Origin of the sequence: Streptomyces sp. NPDC127097, assembly GCF_042724075.1 — a bacterium.
Classification (GTDB): Bacteria; Actinomycetota; Actinomycetes; order Streptomycetales; family Streptomycetaceae; genus Streptomyces.
This window is the reverse complement of record NZ_JBHXFI010000030.1, coordinates 59,767-80,731: the sequence shown is the minus strand read 5'-3', so window position 1 is coordinate 80,731 and position 20,965 is coordinate 59,767. Positions and strand designations below refer to the sequence as shown.

Sequence of the window (20,965 nt, the reverse complement as noted above, 5' to 3'; positions counted from 1 at the left end):
CTAGCCCCCCCGTCCGGCTGCCTGGCCGTCCGCACCGGAACGTGTTTCCGTGGACGGCAGTTCGGGAACACACCCGTCCAGCCGGCCAGAGGAGAGCAGCGTGGCGACTACCCCCCGCACCGAACCGGCTGTGGCCGCCCCGCCGGGGCCGTCGGCCGAGCGGCTGCCGGACTTCGCCGGGGTCGACGTGGGCGTTCTGGCGGCACGGACCGACCATGCGGTGCTGGGCGAGGTGGCGGCGCTGCTGCTGCGCAACTGGCCGTCGGCGGAGGACGCCGTCGCCTATTACGAGGACGGTCCGGAGAAGGTCTTGCACTGAGGGTCGAGAACGGTTGTTTTTGGGCAAACGTGCAAGGAAACCGGCCAGTTGCTGGGGGGAATTGGTTCTTCGCCCGAGGGCGGAGCCATGTACCAGGCAGCGGGCCGGAATCGCCGGGCCCGTACCTCGACGCAGGCAGACGAGAGCAGGGGGCGACCCGTGGCGGGGGAGAAGACCGGCCCGACCGCTGTCGTGCCCTTCCGGCAGTTCGTGCTCAAGGTCCACAGCCGCTGCAACCTCGCCTGCACCTACTGCTACATCTACGCCGGGCCGGACCGCAGCTGGCGCGCCCGCCCGCCGACCGTCCCGGCCGCCACCATGCGGCAGACCGCCCTGCGGATCGCCGAACACGCCCGCACCCACCGGCTGCGCGAGGTCCGGATCGATCTGCACGGCGGCGAGCCGCTGCTCACCGGCCCCGGACCACTGCTGGCCCAGGCCGCCGCCGTCCGCGCCGCGCTGCCCGCCGGCTGCACCGCCGAATTCGGGGTGCAGACCAACGGGACGCTGCTCACCCGGGACATGATCGACACCCTCGGCGCCGCCGGGTTCCGGCTCGGCCTCAGCCTCGACGGCGGCACCGCCGGCCTCAACCGCCGCCGTATCGACCACGCCGGGCGGCCCTCCTGGCCCGCGGTCTCCCGCGCCGTACGCCTGCTCCACGACCGGCCCGAGGTCTTCGCCGGCATCCTGTGCACCATCGACATCACCGCCGCCCCCGCCGAGGTCTACGACTCGCTGCGCGCCCTGGACCCCCCGATGGTCGACTTCCTCCTCCCGCACGCCAACTGGTCCAGCCCACCGCCCGCCCCCCTCGGCCCGGCCGGCCGCACCCCGTACGGCGACTGGCTGTGCACCGTCTTCGACCTGTGGTGGGACGGCGGCCCCGGACCGCGGATACGGGTCTTCACCGAAATCCTCGGCCTCCTCCTGGGCCGCCCCAGCTCCAGCGAGGCGGTCGGGCTCTCCCCGGTCGTCGCCCTGGTCGTCGACACCGACGGCGCCATCGAACAGGTCGACTCGCTCAAATCCACCTACGAGGGCGCCGCCGCCACCGGCCTCGACGTCTTCCACCACACCTTCGACGAGGCCCTGGCACACCCCGGGATGGCCGCCCGCCGCAGCGGCCGGGACGGCCTCGGCGCACAGTGCCGCGGCTGCGCCCTGGTGGAGGTGTGCGGCGGCGGCAACTACGCCCACCGCTACCGCGCGGACGCCGGCGGCTTCACCAACCCGTCCGTCTACTGCGCCGACCTGGAGCGCCTGATCCGGCACCTCGCGGCCCGCCTGGACGCCACGGTCGCCCTCAACTGACCTGCGTCCGAGATGACCTGACGCTCTGTCGTCATATGGAGGGACACTTGGGCTATCGTGCCAAAGAGCCAGGGCGTGCCTGATGAGACAGCCTCTCCGCGCGCGCACCATCGCATCCCAGGGAGACGGTCGCATGGTCGATCAGGCCCACTTTTCCGGTTTTCCCGGTCCCACCGGCTCCAACGAACACATCACCATCAGCTACGCGGGCTTCACCCGGCCCTGGGCCGCCTGGATCTCCCATCAGCTGGAGCAGCAGGGCCACGGCACGACCATGCTGCGCTGGGACCCCCAGGTGGACACCGCCCTGGCGGAGGAGCTGTCGGGACTGCTGGCGGCCGAGGGCCGGCTGCTGATGGTGCTGGACGACTGGTACTTCCGGCTGGGCCCCAAGACGCAGGAGGAGTGGACGGCCGCACTGCGCGAGGTGGTCCCCGCGCACGCCGACCGGTTCGCCGCGGTGAGTGTGGCCACCCAGAGCCTGCCCGCCACGGCCTCCCTGCTGCGCCCCGCCGACCTGCGCGACCTGGACGCCCACGAGGCCAACCGCCGGGTACTCCAACGGCTCGGCATCGCGGCGCCGGGCCGGGCCGTGGACGAGGACGCGCCCGGCGCGCCCCGCTTCCCGAACAACCCGCCCGAGGTGTGGAACATCCCGCGCCGCAACAACCGCTTCACCGGCCGCGACCACGTCCTCGAAGCGCTGCACGGCAAGCTGGCCGGCTCCGGCGCGGGCGCCGGCCCGCCGCTGGAGACCCGGATCGCGCTGTACGGCACCTCCGGCGTCGGCAAGAGCCAGATCGCCGCCGAATACGCCCACCGCTTCGGCAACGACTACGACGTGGTGTGGTGGATCAGCGCCACCAACCGCGGCGCCGCCCGCGAGCAGCTCGCCGAGCTCGCCACCCGGCTCGGCCTGCCCGTGGGCCGTGAGCTGGGCGACCGCATCCGCGCCGTCCACGAAGCGCTCCGGGTCGGCCGCCCCTACCGCCGCTGGCTGCTGATCTTCGACAGCGCCGACGACATGGAGCAGATCGAGGACCTGGTCCCGGACGGCCGCGGCCATGTCCTGATCACCACCCTCACCCGCGACTGGTCGGGCTCCGGCAGCGCCCAGGAGATCGAGGTGCCGCCCTTCGACCGCGTCGAGAGCGTCGCCTACGCACGGCGGCGCGCCCCACGGCTGACGCCGATGGAGGCCGATCTGCTCTCCGAGGCGGTCCAGGACCTGCCGCTGCTGCTCGCCCAGACCGCCGCCTGGCTCGACGCCAACCCGATGTCCCCCAAGGAGTACATCGAGCTGATCCGCCGCGGCGAGCCCAGCCTCGTCGGCATCCGGATCTCCTCCGACTACCCCATGGCCTTCCAGACGAGCTGGGCCATAACTCTCAACACGCTGCGCGAACGCAGCCCGGCCGCGGTCGAACTCCTCAAGCTGTTCGCGTTCTTCGCCCCGGACACCATCCCCGTGCCGATGCTCGCCCGGGCCCGCCGCGGTGACCTGCCCGAGCACCTCGCCGACCTGGCCGCCGAGCCGATCAGCTGGAACACCGCGCTGCGCCGGCTGACCGAGTCCACCGCCGTACGCCTCGACTACCAGGTCTCCCAGGACGCCGAACCGGCCGTGGAGACCGCGCTGATGCACCGGCTCTACCACCGGTTCCTGCGCAGCGACATGACCGAGGACGAGCGCGATCTGATGTCGGCGTGCGCCTGCCGGGTGCTGGTCACCGCCGACCCGCAGAACCCCGCCGACACCCGCTACTGGGAGCGCTACGCCGAACTCATCCCGCATCTGGAGCCGGCCGGCGTCCTCGACAGCCCCGAGCCCACGGTCCAGCAGCTGCTGCTGAACTGCGTGGAGTATCTGCGGGTCCGCGGCGAGTACCGCATGGGCCTGCGGCTGTGCGAACAGTTCATGTCCCGCTGGCGCACCCGCCTCGCGGCCACCCAGCGCACCATGCTCGTCCTCACCCACCAGCACGCCAACATGCTGCGCCGGCTCGGCCGCTACCGCGAGGCCGAGGCGGTCGGCAGCGCCGTCGTCGACCAGCTCGCCGCCGAGCGGGACCCCTCCGACGCCGATCTGCTGCGGGCCCAGGACGGGCTGGCCGGCACCCTGATCGCGCTGGGCTCCTACGAGCAGGCTTACGACCTCTTCGACGCCGTCTGGCGGGCCTACACCGAGCTGCTCGGCCCGGAGGCGCCCCGCACCCTCTCCTCGCGGCACAACCTCGGCAGCGTCCTGGCGCTGCTCGGCCGGTACGAGGAAGCGCTGGTCACCCATCGCGAGGTGCTGTCCTTCCGGGAGCGCGAGCTGCGCGCCCGCCACCACCTCACGCTCAACGCGGGCACCGCCTACGCCCGCACCCTGCGCCTGCTCGGCCGCTACCGCGACGCCACCTCCAGCCAGGAGCTCAACGCCCGGCTGCATCTCCAGGTGATGGGCGCGCACACCCCGCAGACCCTGCGCGCCGAACACAATCTCGCGCTGTGTCTGCGCCGCTCCGGCGAGGTCACCCGGGCCGCCGGCCTGCTGGCCGACCTCGTCGAGCGCTCCCGCCGGGTGCTGGGGCCCCGCCACCCCGAGACGCTGATGGTGCGCGCGGACCATGCCACCTTCCTGCGGGAGCACGGCGATCTGGGGCACGCCCGCGACCTTGCCGAGGAGGTCGCCGAGCGCTATCGCGCACTGGCCGGCGAGCGCCATCCGTACACGGTCGGCACCCTGGGGAACGTCGGGCTGGTCCGCGGCGAGTTCGGCGACCCGGCGGACGCGCTGGACCTCGCCGAACGCGCGCTGAGCGGGATGGCCGAGGCCATGGGCCCCGGCCACCCCTGGACGCTGGGCTGTGCGCTGAACGCCGCCGCGGCCCGCAACCGGGTGGACGACGAGGAGGGTGCGGTGGAGCTGGGCCGCGACACCCTGGAGCGGGCCAAGGCGAGGCTGGGCGACACCCATCCGCTGACCCTCTCCGCGAAGACGGCGCTGTCCGAGGACCTGCGGGCGCTCCGCCGGGGCCAGGAGGCGGCGAAGCTCGAACAGGAGGCGATTCAGCAGCTCTCCGAGACCCTGGGCGCCGAGCATCCGCACACCCTGTCCGCCCGGCGTCGCCGCCGCCCGTACTGGGACTTCGAACCGCAGCCCGTGTAGCGAGCCGCGCAGGCGCTCCACGCCAGCGGCAAGGGCCCGCCCCCACCGGGGACGGGCCCTTGCCGCTGCTGCCTGCCGGTTCTCCGGCGGCCCGGACGCCTACGCGTCGAAGGCTTCCGCGACCAGCTGTGCCTGCTCCGCCTGGTGGCGCTTGGCGGAGCCGACGGCCGGCGACGAGGAGTGCGGCCGGGAGATCCGGCGCAGTCGCTCACCGTGCGGGACATCGGCGCCGACGGCCAGGTCGAGGTGGTCGATCAGGTTGAGGCCGAGGAACGGCCAGGCACCCTGGTTCGCCGGTTCTTCCTGGGTCCACAGGTACTTCGCGGCGTTCGGGAACTTGGCGATCTCCGCCTGGAGCTCCTTGCCGGGAAGCGGGTAGAGCCGCTCGATACGGACGATCGCGGTGTCGTGCGCACCGCGCTTCTCCCGCTCGGCCTCCAGGTCGTAGTAGACCTTGCCGGAGCAGAAGATGACCTTGCGGACATCCTCGGGCTTGACCGTGGAGTCGCCGATGACGGGGCGGAAGCCGCCCGACGTGAACTCATCCGTCCGCGACGCCGCGGCCTTCAGACGCAGCATCGACTTCGGGGTGAAGACGACCAGCGGCTTGTGGTGCGGGTTGTGGACCTGCCAGCGCAGCAGGTGGAAGTAGTTCGACGGCAGGGTCGGCATGGCGACCGTCATGTTGTTCTGCGCGCACAGCTGGAGGAACCGCTCGATACGGGCCGAGGAGTGGTCCGGGCCCTGGCCCTCGTAGCCGTGCGGGAGCAGCAGGGTGACACCGGACGTCTGGCCCCACTTCTGCTCCGCCGAGGAGATGAACTCGTCGACGACCGTCTGGGCGCCGTTGACGAAGTCACCGAACTGCGCCTCCCACATGACCAGCGCCTCCGGGCGGGCCAGGGAGTAGCCGTACTCGAAGCCCATCGCCGCGTACTCGCTGAGCAGCGAGTCGTAGACGTTGAAGCGGGCCTGGTCCTCGGACAGGTAGAGCAGCGGGGTGTAGTCGTCGCCGGTCTCCCGGTCGATGAGCACCGCGTGCCGCTGGCCGAAGGTGCCACGGCGGGAGTCCTGGCCGGCGAGCCGGACCGGGGTGCCCTCCATCAGCAGCGAGCCGACGGCCAGGGTCTCGCCCATGCCCCAGTCGATGGCGTTGTCCTCGACCTGCGCCGCGCGGCGCTGGAGCTGCGGCATCAGCCGCGGGTGGACGGTGACCCGCTCGGGGATGTTGACCTGGGACTCGGCGATCCGCTTGACGACCTCCTGGGAGATCGCGGTGTCCACGTAGACCGGGAACTCGGCCTTGGGCTGCGGCACCTCGGGGGCCACCGGGGCCGTCGTGGCGTCGCGGACCTCGGTGAAGACCTTCTCCAGCTGGCCCTGGAAGTCCTGGAGCGCCTGCTCGGCCTCTTCCAGCGTGATGTCGCCACGACCGATGAGGGACTCGGTGTAGAGCTTGCGCACCGAGCGCTTCTTGTCGATCAGGTCGTACATCAGCGGCTGGGTGAAGGCCGGGTTGTCCGACTCGTTGTGGCCGCGGCGGCGGTAGCAGATCAGGTCGATGACGACGTCCTTGTTGAACGCCTGGCGGAACTCGAAGGCCAGACGGGCAACGCGGACGACGGCCTCGGGGTCGTCGCCGTTCACGTGGAAGATCGGCGCCTCGATCATGCGGGCCACGTCGGTGGCGTACATGGACGAGCGCGACGACTCCGGGGCGGCGGTGAAGCCGACCTGGTTGTTGATGACCACGTGCACCGTGCCGCCGGTGCGGTAGCCGCGCAGCTGGGACATGTTCAGCGTCTCGGCGACCACGCCCTGGCCGGCGAACGCCGCGTCACCGTGCAGCTGGATCGGCAGGACCGTGAAGTCCGTGCCGCCCTTGTTGATGATGTCCTGCTTGGCGCGGGCGACACCCTCGACGACCGGGTCCACGGCCTCCAGGTGGGAGGGGTTGGCGGTCAGCGAGACCTTGATCTGCTCGCCGTCCAGACCGGTGAAGGTGCCCTCGGCGCCCAGGTGGTACTTCACATCGCCGGAGCCGTGCATCGACTTCGGGTCGAGGTTGCCCTCGAACTCGCGGAAGATCTGCGCGTACGACTTGCCGACGATGTTCGCCAGCACGTTGAGGCGGCCGCGGTGGGCCATGCCGATGACGACCTCGTCCAGGCGCGACTCGGCCGCGGAGTCGATGACCGCGTCCAGCAGCGGGATGACGGACTCGCCGCCCTCCAGCGAGAAGCGCTTCTGGCCGACGTACTTCGTCTGGAGGAACGTCTCGAACGCCTCGGCGGAGTTCAGCCGGCGCAGGATGCGCAGCTGCTCCTCGCGCTCGGGCGACTTGTGCGAGCGCTCGACCCGGTCCTGGATCCACTTGCGCTGCTTGGGGTCCTGGATGTGCATGAACTCGATGCCGGTGGTGCGGCAGTACGAGTCACGCAGCACGCCCAGGATGTCGCGCAGCTTCATCATGGACTTGCCGGAGAAGCCGCCGACCGCGAACTCGCGCTCCAGGTCCCACAGGGTGAGCCCGTGCTCGGTGATGTCGAGGTCGGGGTGCTTGCGCTGGTGGTACTCCAGCGGGTCGGTGTCGGCCATGACGTGGCCGCGGACCCGGTAGGAGTGGATCAGCTCGAAGACCCGCGCGGCCTTGGTGACATCGTCGTCGTGCGAGGCGTCGATGTCCTTGAGCCAGCGGACCGGCTCGTAGGGGATCCGCAGCGACTTGAAGATGTCGTCGAAGAACTCGTTCTCGCCGAGCAGCAGCTGGCTCATGATCCGCAGGAACTCGCCGGAGGCGGCGCCCTGGATCACCCGGTGGTCATAGGTGCTGGTCAGCGTCATGACCTTGGAGACACCCAGCTTGTTCAGGGCGTCCTGGGAGGTGCCCTGGAACTCCGCGGGGTAGTCCATCGCGCCGACGCCCATGATCATGGACTGGCCGGGCATCAGGCGGGGCACGGAGTGCACGGTGCCGATGCCGCCCGGGTTCGTCAGCGACGCGGTGACTCCGGTGAAGTCGTCCATCGTCAGCTTGTTGTCGCGGGCCCGGCGGACGATGTCCTCGTATGCCTGCCAGAACTCGAAGAAGGTCAGCGTCTCGGCCTTCTTGATGGCGGCGACGACGAGCTGGCGGTCACCGTTCGGCTTCACCAGGTCGATGGCGAGACCGAGGTTCACATGCTCGGGCTTGACCAGCGTCGGCTTGCCGTTCTTCTCCGCGAAGGAGTGGTTCATCGACGGCATGGCCTTGAGGGCCTGCACCATCGCGTACCCGATCAGGTGGGTGAAGGAGACCTTCCCACCGCGGGCGCGCTTGAGGTGGTTGTTGATCACGATGCGGTTGTCGAAGAGCAGCTTCACCGGGACCGCGCGGACGGACGTGGCCGTCGGCAGCTCCAGGGAGGCGTTCATGTTCTTCGCAACGGCGGCCGAGGGGCCGCGCAGGGTGACGAGCTCGGGACCGGCCGGAGCCGAGCCCTCCTCGGCGGCCGGCTTCGCGGCGGGCTTGGCCGGAGCCGCCTTCGCGGGCTCGGCCTTCGCCGGAGCGGCCTTCGCCGGTGCCGGAGCGCTCGCGGCGGGCTTCGCCGGGGCGGCCGGCGCGGCGGCAGCAGGCTTCGGCTCGGCCGCGGGCGCGGCCGACTGCGCCGGGGCGGCCGGAGCGGGGGCAGCATCCTCCGCCGGCTGGCTCGGCGCGGTGGCACCGCCCGGCTTGTAGTCAGCGAAGAAGTCCCACCAGGCTCGGTCTACCGAGTTCGGGTCCTGGAGGTACTGCTGGTAGATCTCGTCGACGAGCCACTCATTGGGACCGAACGCGGCAGCAGGGTTCTTACCCTGCCCCTCTTGGTCGGTCGAGATGCTCGAGCTGTTGGGGGACTGTAGCGACACGGCGGCAACCGCCCTCTTCCGCTTCCTAAGGTGGTGGACAGCGGGAATAAAGGCTACGCCTGTTGTGACCCTTGGTGCAGGCCGGGAGGGGCACTCGTCGCGTACGTCACATTCCCGGTCGGGTTTCAGGGCATGACTTGGCGGGAAACACACGAAGTTTGCCTCTGAGCGGGTGAGGAGTGATCGCCACCACACCCGGAGGAAGTGCTTCCACCACCGACCCTACGTCAGCGGCCGTCAGCTTCGAGCTGACTCCAGCCCCGGAAGAGTGACCCGGATCCGGCAACCGCGGGACGATTCCGCGACGCCGATGCGTCCGCCGTGCAGATCCACCGCCCAGCGCGCGATCGCCAGGCCCAGGCCCGTACCGCCGTCGCTGCCGGGGCCCGAGGGGGCCGGGCCGCCGCGGTTGAACCGCTCGAAGACCCGGTAGCGCTCCGCCTCGGGGATGCCGGGGCCCTCGTCCTGCACCTCCAGCACCAGGCTCTGCGGCCCCTCGCCCCGCCGTGCGTGCACCGTGACCCGGCCGTGCCGGGGACTGTGCTTGATCGCGTTGTCGATGAGGTTGGCCACGACCTGGTGCAGCCGCTCGGCGTCCGCGTGCGCGGTCAGCTCCGGCGGCGAGACATCGAGGTGCAGATGGACGTCCGTACGGGTGTGGGTGCCGGAGCCGGCGACCCCCGAGAGACCCGAGAGGGTGGCGGCGCCCCGGCTCATGTTGGCCTCCTTGAGCACCCCGGACAGATACGGCCAGACCTCGAAGCGGCGGGAGTGCAGCGGCACCACCCCGTTGTCCAGCCGGGACAGGTCCAGCAGGTGCTCGACCAGCCGGCCCAGCCGCTCGGTCTGCTTCAGCGCCGTGCGCATCGTCTCCGGGTCCGGCTCGCAGACGCCGTCGACGACGTTCTCCAGGACGGCCCGGAGCGCGGCGATGGGGGTGCGCAGCTCGTGCGAGACATTGGCGACCAGCTCCTTGCGGTGGGTGTCCACCGCTTCCAGATCGGCCGCCATCCGGTTGAAGGCGTTCGCCAGGTCGCCGAACTCGTCGCGGCGCTCCGAGCGGACCCGGCGGCTGTAGTTACCGTGCGCCATCGACCGGGTGACATCCGTCATCTCGTCGAGCGGAGCGGTCAGGCTGTTGGCCACGAACTGGGTGATCAGCAGCGAGGCGATGATCGAGAAGATCGTGATCACCCGCAGCTCGGTCGCCGAGTGCATCGCGACGAACACCAGCAGGGTGGTGATGATCACCGAGACGCTGACCAGCGCCCCGAGGGCGGCCTTGACGGAGCGGTACGGGTCCAGCGGGCGCAGACCCTCCCAGACCCGCTGCCACAGCTCGGTCAGGCGCGTGCGTGGCGACCGCGTCATGCGGCGGGGGTCTCCAGGGCGTAGCCGACGCCGTGGACGGTGCGGATGCGCTCGGCGCCGATCTTGCGGCGCAGCGCTTTGATGTGGCTGTCGACCGTACGGGTCCCGGAGGCGTCGGCCCAGTCCCACACCTCGGCCAGCAGCTGCTCACGGGAGAGCACCGCGCGCGGGGTGTTCGCCAGGCAGACCAGCAGATCGAACTCGGTGGGCGTCAGATGGACGTCCGCGCCGCGCACCCGGACCCGGCGCTGGGCGTGGTCGATCTCCAGCTCGCCGAGGCGCAGGATGCCGCTGCGGGGAGTGTGCGCGGCCAGTGCGGCGCGCTCGACCCGGCGCAGCAGGACGTGCACCCGGGCGGCCAGCTCCCGCATCGAGAACGGCTTGGTCATGTAGTCGTCGGCGCCGACGCCGAGGCCCACCAGCATGTCGGTCTCGTCGTCCCGGGCGGTGAGCATCATCACCGGCACCGGACGCTGGGCCTGGACCCGGCGGCACACCTCCAGGCCGTCGAAGCCCGGCAGCATCACGTCGAGGACCAGGAGATCGGGCTGCCATGCCTCGGCGGTGTCCACGGCGGCCGGGCCGTCGGTGGCCGTCTGCACCTGGAAGCCCTCGGCGCGCAGCCGGGCCGCGATGGCCTCGACGATCGTGGGGTCGTCCTCCACGACCAGCACCCGGCGCTGGGCACCCGGCGTGGCCGCGGCGGCGCCGCCCTGCGTTGTCTGAGTCTGGTCCATCGCCCGCCCCTGCATGTCCCTGCGTGGTCGCGTCTTGCTGGGCAGCAGCGTACGGGCATGGTGTGACTGTCGGCTACGCGCCCTTGCGCGCGAGATGGACCACGTCGGGGACGCCTCGGACAACGGGGATCTCTTCCGTATGTACCCCGCTGAAACCGGCATTTCGCAGTGCGTCCTCGAAGGGCGGCGAGGGTTGCGCGGACCAGACGGCGAGCACTCCGCCGGGGGTCAGACGGTCCCGGCAGGCGGCGAGCCCGTCGGGGGAGTAGAGGCTGTCGTTGTCCTCGGTGACGGTCCAGTCGGGGCCGTTGTCGATGTCCAGGCACAGCGCGTCGTAGGTGTCCTGACCTGCTTCCGTGCGCAGATGGGCGACGAGGTCGGTGTGCCGGATCTCGCTGCGCGGATCGGCCAGCGCGGCCGCCGAGACGGCCGACAGCGGGCCCGTGCGGTGCCAGTCGATGACCGCCTCCTCGCGCTCGACGACGACGATCCGGCCCCAGCGCGGCTGCCGGGCGGCGCGGGCCAGGGAGAAGCCGACGCCGAGGCCGCCGATGAGGACGGAGGGGTGGGCGCGGCCGGCCGGCAGCGCGTCCAGCGCGGCATCGATCAGCAGCCGCTCGGAGCGGCCGTCGGAGGTGTCCATCAGGAAGCAGCCGTTGGCGATGATCTCGTAGATCACCGGTGCCGCGGGGGTGCCGGCGCCGTCGGTCCCGGGCGCCGCGGCGGGCCCACCCCGCTGCCGCAGCACCACCTCGCCGTACGGGCCCTGACGGCGGTCGAGCGTGCGCGGGGCCTCGGGGGCGCCGGTCGTTGCCTGCGGCGGTGTCACGGGAGCCATGGCGCCATCGTGGCCAATGCGGGGTGCGCCGGTCCAACGCTTTGGGGACACGTCCCCCCGCCGTCTGCCCGGACGTGCGGCGCCCGCCGGAGGTTGCCCCGTGTGATGGATCTCACTCTCACAGGTTCTTCATGGGTTGAGCGTGCAGGGTGGTCCGGGACGTAGGACAGGGCAGGGATTCACGGCCGGGGGGCACGGGCGTGGTTCACCGGATGCGCCAGGACGGAAGGGGCCTCGGACTGTGAGCTGGCTGGGATCCGCCGAGAGGATACGGACCGGTCGTGGGCCGGCGGCCGGCGCGGGACCGGACACCGGCCCGGCCGGTACGCCGGGTCTGCTGCCCGGCATCCCCCGGCAGCGCGGGGGCGGGGAGACCGGCGCCCGCACCGCCGTCGAGGCGGAGCCGAACGCCCTTGGTGCGCCCGCGCGTTGGCGGCCCTGGCGGCTGCTGCCCACACCCGTCGGCACCCCCTTCACCTTCGGCTACGCGGTGCTCCTCGTGGCCACCTCGCTGTTCGCCGAGTACGCCGACCCGGGGCTGGTCTCCGACCTGTTGCACGGCTCCAGCACCGATGTCGTCCATCTCGCCCAGGCCCCGCTGGTGGTGCTGATCGCCAGCGCCCTGTGGATCGCCGGCGGGATGACCTCCGGGTACGCCCTCGCCTTCGTCTTCGTGCTGACGGCGCTGGAGCGGCGGATCGGCTCCCGGGCCGCCGTCGCGGTCTTCTTCGGCGGCCATGTGCTCGCCACCCTCGCCACCGAACTGCCGGTCGCCTTCTCGGTCGCCGCCGGCGGGCTGCCGGAGAGCTCGCTGCACCGCCTCGACTACGGCATCAGCTTCGGCGTGATGACCTGCACCGGAGCCCTCGCCGGGCTGCTGCCCGCCTGGCCGGGCCGGCTGCTGCTGGCCGGCGTCGGCTATCTGGCGCTGACGGATCTGTTCGCCTACGTCGACCCGCTGTCCGACTGGGGGCATCTGCTCTCGCTCGCCCTGGGGGTGGCGAGCTGGCCGCTGCTGCGCCGCTGGCGCACCCGGCGCGCCGCACCCGCACCGCTCCTCGGCGACCTGGGCCATCCCGCCCTGCGCGGCGCGCGGATGTACTGAGCGTGCCCCGCGGCCCGTCCGGCCCGGGGGGACCGGCCTACGATCGCGCCGTCGACCGGTAGGTGTGGGTGATGGCGTAGGCGCAGCCGCCCAGGAGCGCCACACCGGAGAGCACCCCGCTGACGAACGGCACCCATGCCACGGCGGAAGTGGCCGCCATGCCCAGGCCGATCGCGCCGAGCGCGGTCAGTGCGGCACCGGGGACCGCGATACTGCGCCGCTTCCAGACCGCCGTCAGCGCGATGAAGTGCAGGCCGACGATCAGCGCGATCCAGGCCACCGCGGTCTGCCCGGGGGCGCCCGCCGCCCGCAGCGCGAGATTGCCGCCGATCAGCAGCACCGCCTCGGCGCCCACGACGAACGCGAACTTCCCCCGGAACCAGTCCGCCTGAGGGGCCTCGGGGTCGTCCGCCGCGGGCTGCCCGCGGCGCCCCGCCCGCAGCGCGAGCGTGAGCAGCCCGGCGAAGGTGAGCACCGCGAGCACCCGGAGGGCGATACCGATCGCCGGATTCAGCGGGTCGTGCGCGTTGGCGACCACGAAGATCGTCCCGAAGAGTGCGCCGATGAAGACTCCGGACATCCGCTGCAACATGCCGTGAAGGTAGCAGTCATGACGGTGTGTGAGGCGGGACGTCGCGGACACGCCCCGGCGCCCTTCCGCACGGTCGTGCCGGGCCGGGCGCCGCTATCCGAGCCAGTGCAGCATGCCGTCCCCCTCGTCCGCCGCCGCGCGGAAGAACGGCCGCAACTGTTCGTAGTGCTCGCGGACATAGTCCAGCGGCTCGCCCCGCTCCCAGACGATCGCCGGGTAGATCCGCGCCGCGGCCAGGTCCGCCGGGCCGGCGCCGGCCGTCAGACGCTCGGGGGGTATCTCCGCGAGCGCCTCGGCGGCGGCCCGCACCTGCGCGGGGGTGAGGTAGCGGGGCGGGCCGTAGCCCCAGTCGTCGGCGTCCGGGACGGCCTGTTCGCCATGGACGATGTCCACCGGGAAGGCCGCGCGGCGCAGCAGGAAGGCGAGGGCGTCCCAGGTCTTGTCGATGTCCAGGCAGCGCGCCGACGCGGGCTCCGGGCAACTGACGGCTTCCGCTTCCATCCGCCCCCGGACCAGCTTCAGCGCCCACTCGGGATCGCCCAGGGCGCGGTCGAGTTCGGCAGGAGTGACACGTGCGTACTCTCCGATCATGCTCATGGACCCGACGTTAGGGCCGGCCACTGACAACGCCGGGTGCGCGGCGGGGCGGTGCCCGGCCGCGGCGGGCGGAACGGGCCGGGCGTGGCGAACGCCGGTGCGCGGCCGGGTCGTCGCCGCCCCGCCGGCGCCTGGGAGAATGGCGGCCCCTTCCCGGCACGGCCTCGTGCGGTGCCCGCCGACGCAGGAGTGCACCCACCTTGACCTCAGAGCGCGAGCCCTCGATTCCCGTCGCCGGCGACCTCGGCCTGACGTCCGACTGCGGCAGCTGCTTCGGGCTGTGCTGTGTCGCGCTGCCGTTCGCGGCCTCGGCGGACTTCGCCATCGACAAGGACGCCGGCCGGCCCTGCCCGAACCTTCAGCAGGACTTCCGCTGCGGCATCCACCACGAGCTGCGCCCGCGCGGCTTCACCGGCTGCACCGTCTTCGACTGCTTCGGCGCCGGGCAGAAGGTCTCCCAGGTCACCTTCGACGGACAGGACTGGCGACGGGCCCCGGGGACCGCCCGGCAGATGTTCGACGTCTTCCCCGTCATGCGGCAGCTGCACGAACTCCTCTGGTACCTGTCCGAGGCGCTGACCCGGCCGGCGGCCCGCCCGGTCCACGCCGAGCTGCGCGCCGCCCTGGAGGAGACCGAGCGCCTCACCCGCGGCGGCGCCGAGGAGCTGCTGGAGCTCGATGTGGCGGCCCACCGGGGCGAGGTCAACGCCCTGCTGCTGCGCACCAGCGAACTCGTCCGGGCCCAGGTCCCGGGCCGTAAGAAGGAACGGCGGGGCGCCGACCTCATGGGGGCCCGCCTCAAGGGCGCCAACCTCCGGGGCGCCAACCTCCGTGGGGCCTGTCTGATCGCCGCCGACCTCAAGGGCGCCGATCTGCGCACGGCGGACCTGATCGGCGCCGATCTGCGCGCCGCCGACCTCGCCGGCGCCGATCTCACCGGCGCGCTCTTCCTCACCCAGGCGCAGCTGAACGCGGCCGAGGGCGATGCCGCGACCGAGCTGCCGCAGAACCTGAGCCGGCCCGCCCACTGGTAGCGCGGCCCCGCGCCCCCACTGCCCCGCACCCCGGCCTGCCTCGTCCGGCCGTACCCGCCGTTGACCCACAGGAGCCCGGCCCCGCCCGCCCGACCGCCGGGGGCCCGGCCCGCCGGAACGGCAACTCCCCTGATCGCTCACAGCGAACGCCCCCGGGGGAACATCTCCGGGCCCGGCCGCATTGAGTGAGTACAGCTCAACTTGCTTGCCGAAGGGGAGATCATGGCTTCGACGTCCACATCGCTCACTCTGCCCGTGCTGCCCCTCGATGACGAGGTCGTGCTCCCCGGCATGGTGGTGCCCCTGGACCTGTCCGACGCGGACGTACGGGCAGCGGTGGAGGCCGCCCAGGCGGCCGCCTCCTCGGGGAACAAACCGCGGGTGCTGCTTGTGCCCCGCATCGACGGGAAGTACGCCGCGATCGGCACGCTCGGGCGGATCGAGCAGGTCGGGCGGCTGTCCGACGGCGATCCCGGCGCGCTGATCCGGGGCCTGGGCCGGGTGCGGATCGGTTCCGGCACCACCGGGCCCGGGGCCGCGCTCTGGGTGGAGGGCACCACCGTCGAGGAGCAGGTCCCCGATCCCCTGCCCGGTGCGGTGACCGAACTCGTCACGGAATACAAGGCGCTGGCCACCAGCTGGCTGCGCAAGCGCGGCGCCTGGCAGGTCGTCGACCGCGTCCAGCAGATCGAGGACGTGCCGACGCTCGCCGACAACTCCGGCTACTCACCGTTCCTGACCATCGAACAGAAGGTCCAGCTGCTGGAGACCGCCGACCCGGTCGCGCGGCTGAAGTACGCCACCGAGGTGCTGCGGGAACACCTCGCCGAGCAGGATGTCGCCGAGTCCATCGCCAAGGACGTCCAGGAAGGCGTCGACAAGCAGCAGCGGGAGTTCCTGCTGCGGCGGCAGCTGGAGGCGGTCCGCAAGGAGCTCGCCGAGCTCAACGGCGATCCGGAGGACGAGGGCGACGACTACCGCGCCCGCGTCGAGGCCGCCGATCTGCCCGAGGACGTCCGCAAGGCCGCCCTCAAGGAGGTCGACAAGCTGGAGCGGTCCAGCGACCAGAGCCCCGAGGGCTCCTGGATCCGCACCTGGCTGGACACCGTCCTCGAACTCCCGTGGAACGAACGGACCGAGGACGCCTACGACATCGCCGGCGCCAAGGAGGTCCTGGACGCCGACCACTCCGGCCTGGAGGACGTCAAGGAGCGGATCACCGAATACCTGGCCGTCCGCAAGCGGCGGGCCGAGCGCGGTCTCGGCCTGGTCGGCGGGCCCTCGAAGGGGGCAGCGGGCAAGGACGGTGGCGGGCGACGGGCCGGCGGGGCGGTGCTGGCGCTGGTCGGCCCGCCCGGTGTCGGCAAGACCTCGCTCGGGGAATCCGTCGCACGGGCCATGGGCCGGAAGTTCGTCCGGGTCGCGCTCGGCGGCGTCCGGGACGAGGCGGAGATCCGCGGCCATCGCCGTACGTATGTCGGCGCGCTGCCGGGCCGCATCGTCCGGGCCGTCAAGGAGGCCGGTTCCATGAACCCGGTCGTCCTCCTCGACGAGATCGACAAGGTGGGCTCCGACTTCCGGGGCGACCCGGCCGCCGCCCTCCTGGAGGTCCTGGACCCGGCGCAGAACCACACCTTCCGCGATCACTACCTGGAGGTCGAACTCGACCTCAGCGATGTGGTCTTCCTGGCCACCGCCAATGTCCTCGAAGCCATCCCCGAGCCGCTGCTCGACCGTATGGAGCTGGTCCGGCTGGACGGCTACACGGAGGACGAGAAGGTCGTCATCGCCCGGGACCATCTGCTGCCGCGCCAGCTGGAGCGGGCCGGTATGGAGCCCGGCGAGGTGACCCTGGAGGACGAGGCGCTGCGCAAGCTGGCGGGCGAATACACCCGCGAGGCGGGCGTACGGAATCTGGAGCGCGCGGTCGCCAGGCTGCTGCGCAAGGTCGCCGCACAGCACGAACTGGGCGAGCGGGAGCTGCCGTTCACGGTCGGCGTGGACCAGTTGCGCCCGCTGATCGGGCGGCCGCACCACACCCCCGAGTCGGCCCAGGACCCGGCCGAGCGGCGCACCGCGGTGCCCGGCGTGGTCACCGGCCTCGCGGTCACCGGCGCCGGCGGCGACGTGCTCTACGTGGAGGCGTCGCTCGCCGATCCGGAGACCGGGGCGTCCGGGCTCCAGCTGACCGGCCAGCTGGGCGATGTGATGAAGGAGTCCGCGCACATCGCGCTGTCCTTCCTGCGCTCCCACGGTGCGGAACTGGAGCTCCCGGTCGCCGACCTGAAGGAGCGCGGGGTGCATCTGCACGTACCGGCGGGCGCCGTTCCCAAGGACGGGCCGAGCGCGGGCGTGACGATGACGACGGCGCTGGCCTCGCTGCTGTCGGGCCGGCAGGTCCGGCCGGATGTGGCGATGACCGGTGAGGTCTCGCTGACCGGGCGGGTGCTGCCGATCGGCGGCGTCAAGCAGAAGCTGCTGGCGGCGCACCGGGCCGGCATCGGCACCGTCATCATCCCCCAGCGCAACGAACCGGACCTGGACGACGTACCTGCCGAGACCCTCGCCGCCCTGGACGTCCACCCGGTCGCCGATGTCCGCCAGGTGCTGGAGCTGGCGCTGACACCGGCGTCGAACGGGGCCGCACCGGAGGTGGAGCCGCTGAGCGCCTGAACCGGCGCCGTCCTCGCGGAGGTGGCTGAGCGCCGTGAGGGTCCTCAGTTGAGGGTTGCGGTGGAGCGGCCCGTGCTCACGTATGCGAGCACGGGCCGCTCCCCGCGAAAGAACCCGCTCAGCCGTTCGCCAGTGCGCGGAGGCGGTCCAGCGCGCCGTTGAAGCGGTTGTGGTCACCGACGGTCGGGCCGGTGGAGGTGTACTGCCAGATGGTGTGGAAGCCCCAGCCGGCCGGGAGTTCCCCGGCCGAGGAGCCGTAGCGCGGAATCCACAGGGGGTTGACGGCGCCGAAGGCGGCGGAGTTGCCGGTGCACTGTTTCCACCAGTTGGTGGAGGTGTAGAGGACGGCGTCCCGGCCGGTGCGCGCCTTGTAGGTGGCGAACCAGTCCTTCATCCAGTTGACCAGCCCGGTCGCGCTCAGCCCGTAACAGGTCGCGCCGTAGGGGTTGTACTCCATGTCGAGCGCGCCGGGCAGCGTCTTGCCGTCCTTGGACCAGCCGCCGCCGTGGTCGGCGAAGTACTTGGCCTGGGCGGCGCCGCTGGAGGTGTTGGGCGTGGCGAAGTGGTAGGCGCCGCGGATCATCCCGGTGTTGTAGGAGCCGTTGTACTGCTGCGCGAAGTACGGGTTGGTGTAGCTGGTGGACTCCGTCGCCTTCACATAGGCGAAGCGGACACCGCTGTTCCAGAGGGTCGACCAGGCGACATTGCCGTTGTGGCTGCTGACGTCCACCCCTTCGACGGAAGCGAGCGGGGCGGCCGGCGGTGCGCCGCCGGCCGCCGTGCCCTCGTGCCGGGCGATCTGGGAACCGGCCCAGTCCTGTCCGGGGTGGCTGGGTTCCGGTGCGCGCCGCGCGGCCGCGGCGCCGGCGGTGCCGGGCAGGCCGAGGAGGAGGGAGAGGAGGGTGAGCAGGATCCCGGCCACGGTCGCGAGGGAGCGTGCGGGGCGGTGGGGGGAGCCGGATCTGAGCACGGACATACGTGCCTCCGAAGATCTCGGTGGATGACCTGAGGGGGGAGGTGCTGACGGCATGGCGCAGGCGTGCTGACACGGATGTGCGAGGTGCATGACGCCGCGGCGGGACACCCGGGCCGCTTGGTATGGCCATGCCAGAAATGACGGTACGCGCGTAGACCTGGGTGACAAAAGAGGGTCCGTGGGCTGCCGTTGGTCTAATCCTGCGAAATACTGGCCGAGCTGCGGCTTCGACCGCCGCCGGCAGAAACTTTCAGGTGAGGAAACGCGGGAATGGGCGCTGACGTGCACAACACCGGAGCCGACGGAACGACGGCGGACGGCGAGCCGACTGGTGTGGACCACGTATTTCTCGCCCTGGAACGGGAATTGGCGGTATTTCTCCGCCGCGCCCGGGCCTCTTCCGGCGAACTGGCACGAGAGGTGCATCCCGACCTGGAGCCCGCCGCGTACGGCCTCCTCGTACGGCTGGCGGACGCCGGCGCCCAGCGCGCCACCGACCTCGCCGGCTACTTCGGGGTCGGCAAGGCCACGATGAGCCGCCAGCTGCACGCCCTGGAGAAGCTCGGACTCGTCGCCCGCGAACCGGACCCGGCGGACGGCCGCGCGGTCCTGGTGCGCCTCACCGACGAGGGCCGCGAACGCTTCACCCGCGTCCGCACCGGCCGCCGCGCCCGCTACGCCCGCCGCCTGGCCTCCTGGGACCGCGGCGAGGTCGCCGAACTCGCCCGTCTGCTGCACCGGCTGAACGCGGAGCAGGAGGGCGACGAAGTGTAGGGCGCGTCTCTAGGGCATGGCGGGGTCCCGGGTGACCCCGCCCGGACACCGGCACCTCGCCGCATCCCCCCTGGCCGCGGCCGTGGTGGCCGTCCGACACGGCGCGCCGGGAGGCCGTGCCCACGCGGCGGGAAAACATGCCCCACAGGTCCGTGGTTGTCACGGCGCCACAAAAATCACCGCCGCATCGTCCCGTGCCTTGCCGCGCGGAAACGCCGTGCGCGCCGGGTCCGCCGCCTCCGCGGCCCGCACCCGGTCGATGAGCGCCTGCGGGCCCTGCCCGGCCACCAGGGCCACACAGTCCGCCCAGGACCCCTCCCGGAAGACCTCGACCCAGCGGCTCGCACCGTCGCTGAGCGCGGTCAGGGAGCGGACCTCGGCGCGCGGGGTACGGCCGGTCACCGCGCGGGCGGCCACCGACGGATCGGCGGCCGCGGTGAAGAAGCCGCCCTCCGCATTGCGCAGCGCCTCGACCGCCCGGCCGTACTCCCGGCCCGCCGCGGCCCGTTCCGCGGAGCCGAGGGGCAGCGCCCGTACGGCGGCCCGCAGCTCCCGGACCGCGGGCGGCAGTTCGTCCAGCCGCGTGTCGAGCACCGGATCCACCGAGCCGTCCGCCCGCTCCAGGAGCAGCACGGAATCGGACAGGACGAGGTGCTCGACGGTGGCCCCGGACCACCGTGCGGCGATCACGGTTGCCTGCGGAGTGCGGACGTGAGAAAGGTCACAGGTGTCCCGGTGGCCGTCGGCCGTCCGGGAGATGGCCGCGGAGAGAGCCTCAGCCAGCGTCATATCCCGGTGTGAAACCGACAGTTCGAGCATTGCGCCACCGAGCCGCGCGGTGAACCACGGCACGCCGTGGACGCAGCCGTAGTCCTCCTCCGGTGGCGTCACGCCGTCCAGCAGGACCAGAGCTCCGCCCTGGCCGGAAGCCGGCAGAGCTACCGATGCGTAGTCCTCGTTTGGGTGTTGGGGGTCGCCCGGCTCGGTGGCGAGTGCGATGTGCATGGCCGGAAGTCTGCCGGAGAGAGTGCTTCCGGCCCGGCCGGCGGGCGCCGCCGGCGGCGTCGGAGTCCGGGCGGGGCGGGGGCTTACCGACGGTAGGGGGTGCCGGTCCGGCGGCGTGCGGGCGGGCATCTTTCCAGGACCGGGACGCATCTCCAAACCCGTTCGGGGGTTGCGCGGGGTTGCGGCAGAAAACATCGGCGCACGGAAGTTGATGGTCAAACTCCGAGTGATGTTCACTCGTTCAAGTGGCCGGGCATGTGTTGCCGAGCCACTGCGCGGCGCCGGTGGAATGGTCGTTGCCCGAATCATGGGGTGAGGTCAGGACATTCGTCGCGACGCGCAGAGCCGGGCTGTTTCCCTCGCGGAAGTGTGCGCTGCTGCGGTCTTCGCGCAGGTCCGCTCCGCGAGCGGAGAGCGAGCCGGGTCCGCGACGCCATTTGGCGTGAGCAGGCGAGACAGGAATGCGAGCAGCGGTGCGGAAGATGCGGCTTCGAGGCGGCGCAGGGAAGCCGGGTTCACCGGCCGGTTCGGTCCCGGGCCAGGGACCGGCTCCTGGTAAGGGCCCCGACGCGAAGGGCGGTCCGGACG

15 protein-coding genes are annotated in these 20,965 nt (G+C 71.9%); 7 read left to right on the top strand and 8 right to left on the bottom strand.

The window, feature by feature from the left end; all coding sequences use genetic code 11:
* Positions 1-100 precede the first annotated feature (100 nt).
* The 3 genes from ACFWJW_RS22725 (at position 101) to fxsT (ending at position 4,787) form a co-directional block, all read left to right on the top strand.
* Complete coding sequence (locus ACFWJW_RS22725; RefSeq protein WP_042148635.1) at positions 101-319, top strand: YxD-tail cyclophane-containing RiPP peptide; 219 nt, start codon at positions 101-103, stop codon at positions 317-319.
* 159 nt (positions 320-478) lie between these two features.
* Entirely contained in the window at positions 479-1,633 is a 1,155-nt protein-coding gene (locus tag ACFWJW_RS22720) for an FxsB family cyclophane-forming radical SAM/SPASM peptide maturase (RefSeq protein ID WP_387244227.1), read from the top strand.
* A 133-nt stretch (positions 1,634-1,766) separates the two neighbouring features.
* Positions 1,767-4,787, top strand: coding sequence for an FxSxx-COOH system tetratricopeptide repeat protein (gene fxsT / locus ACFWJW_RS22715; protein ID WP_387244225.1), 3,021 nt, complete (start codon positions 1,767-1,769; stop codon positions 4,785-4,787).
* Positions 4,788-4,886: 99 nt separating this feature from the next.
* Here the strand turns inward: fxsT and ACFWJW_RS22710 are convergent, their stop codons facing one another.
* The 4 genes from ACFWJW_RS22710 to ACFWJW_RS22695 form a co-directional block, all read right to left on the bottom strand.
* On the bottom strand, positions 4,887-8,675 hold the full coding sequence (locus tag ACFWJW_RS22710; protein WP_387244223.1) for a multifunctional oxoglutarate decarboxylase/oxoglutarate dehydrogenase thiamine pyrophosphate-binding subunit/dihydrolipoyllysine-residue succinyltransferase subunit: 3,789 nt from the start codon (positions 8,673-8,675) through the stop codon (positions 4,887-4,889).
* Between the two features lie 237 nt (positions 8,676-8,912).
* The gene (locus ACFWJW_RS22705; protein ID WP_387244221.1) at positions 8,913-10,046 is read right to left on the bottom strand and encodes a sensor histidine kinase; all 1,134 of its coding nucleotides are present in this window, start codon (positions 10,044-10,046) and stop codon (positions 8,913-8,915) included.
* Positions 10,043-10,783 carry a response regulator transcription factor gene (locus ACFWJW_RS22700; protein WP_042148648.1) on the bottom strand — a complete coding sequence of 247 codons (741 nt, stop codon included), beginning with the start codon at positions 10,781-10,783 and terminating at the stop codon, positions 10,043-10,045. The genes ACFWJW_RS22705 and ACFWJW_RS22700 overlap by 4 nt, the downstream gene beginning before the upstream one ends.
* 73 nt (positions 10,784-10,856) lie before the next feature.
* On the bottom strand, positions 10,857-11,621 hold the full coding sequence (locus ACFWJW_RS22695; protein ID WP_387244219.1) for a spermidine synthase: 765 nt from the start codon (positions 11,619-11,621) through the stop codon (positions 10,857-10,859).
* A gap of 241 nt (positions 11,622-11,862) precedes the next feature.
* Between ACFWJW_RS22695 and ACFWJW_RS22690 the strand changes: the two genes are divergently transcribed.
* Positions 11,863-12,726 (top strand): rhomboid-like protein, encoded by an 864-nt coding sequence (locus tag ACFWJW_RS22690; RefSeq protein ID WP_387244217.1) that lies wholly within the window; start codon positions 11,863-11,865, stop codon positions 12,724-12,726.
* A 37-nt stretch (positions 12,727-12,763) separates the two neighbouring features.
* On the opposite strand, the gene ACFWJW_RS22685 is transcribed toward ACFWJW_RS22690, so the two are convergent.
* Together ACFWJW_RS22685 and ACFWJW_RS22680 are read right to left on the bottom strand one after the other, a co-directional pair.
* The gene (locus tag ACFWJW_RS22685) at positions 12,764-13,318 is read right to left on the bottom strand and encodes a hypothetical protein (RefSeq protein WP_387244214.1); all 555 of its coding nucleotides are present in this window, start codon (positions 13,316-13,318) and stop codon (positions 12,764-12,766) included.
* A gap of 93 nt (positions 13,319-13,411) precedes the next feature.
* On the bottom strand, positions 13,412-13,915 hold the full coding sequence (locus ACFWJW_RS22680; RefSeq protein ID WP_387244211.1) for a YfbM family protein: 504 nt from the start codon (positions 13,913-13,915) through the stop codon (positions 13,412-13,414).
* Positions 13,916-14,115: 200 nt separating this feature from the next.
* On the opposite strand from ACFWJW_RS22680, the gene ACFWJW_RS22675 reads away from it, so the two are divergent.
* Together ACFWJW_RS22675 and lon are read left to right on the top strand one after the other, a co-directional pair.
* On the top strand, positions 14,116-14,949 hold the full coding sequence (locus ACFWJW_RS22675; RefSeq protein WP_387244208.1) for a pentapeptide repeat-containing protein: 834 nt from the start codon (positions 14,116-14,118) through the stop codon (positions 14,947-14,949).
* A gap of 222 nt (positions 14,950-15,171) precedes the next feature.
* Positions 15,172-17,622 carry an endopeptidase La gene (gene lon, locus ACFWJW_RS22670; RefSeq protein WP_387244205.1) on the top strand — a complete coding sequence of 817 codons (2,451 nt, stop codon included), beginning with the start codon at positions 15,172-15,174 and terminating at the stop codon, positions 17,620-17,622.
* A 118-nt stretch (positions 17,623-17,740) separates the two neighbouring features.
* Here the strand turns inward: lon and ACFWJW_RS22665 are convergent, their stop codons facing one another.
* On the bottom strand, positions 17,741-18,598 hold the full coding sequence (locus ACFWJW_RS22665; protein WP_387244203.1) for a lysozyme: 858 nt from the start codon (positions 18,596-18,598) through the stop codon (positions 17,741-17,743).
* 270 nt (positions 18,599-18,868) lie between these two features.
* Here ACFWJW_RS22665 and ACFWJW_RS22660 point away from each other — a divergent pair, with 270 nt between their 5' ends.
* Entirely contained in the window at positions 18,869-19,372 is a 504-nt protein-coding gene (locus tag ACFWJW_RS22660) for a MarR family winged helix-turn-helix transcriptional regulator (RefSeq protein WP_387244200.1), read from the top strand.
* Positions 19,373-19,531: 159 nt separating this feature from the next.
* Here the strand turns inward: ACFWJW_RS22660 and ACFWJW_RS22655 are convergent, their stop codons facing one another.
* Positions 19,532-20,377 (bottom strand): hypothetical protein, encoded by an 846-nt coding sequence (locus ACFWJW_RS22655; protein ID WP_387244197.1) that lies wholly within the window; start codon positions 20,375-20,377, stop codon positions 19,532-19,534.
* Between the last annotated feature and the right edge of the window lie 588 nt (positions 20,378-20,965).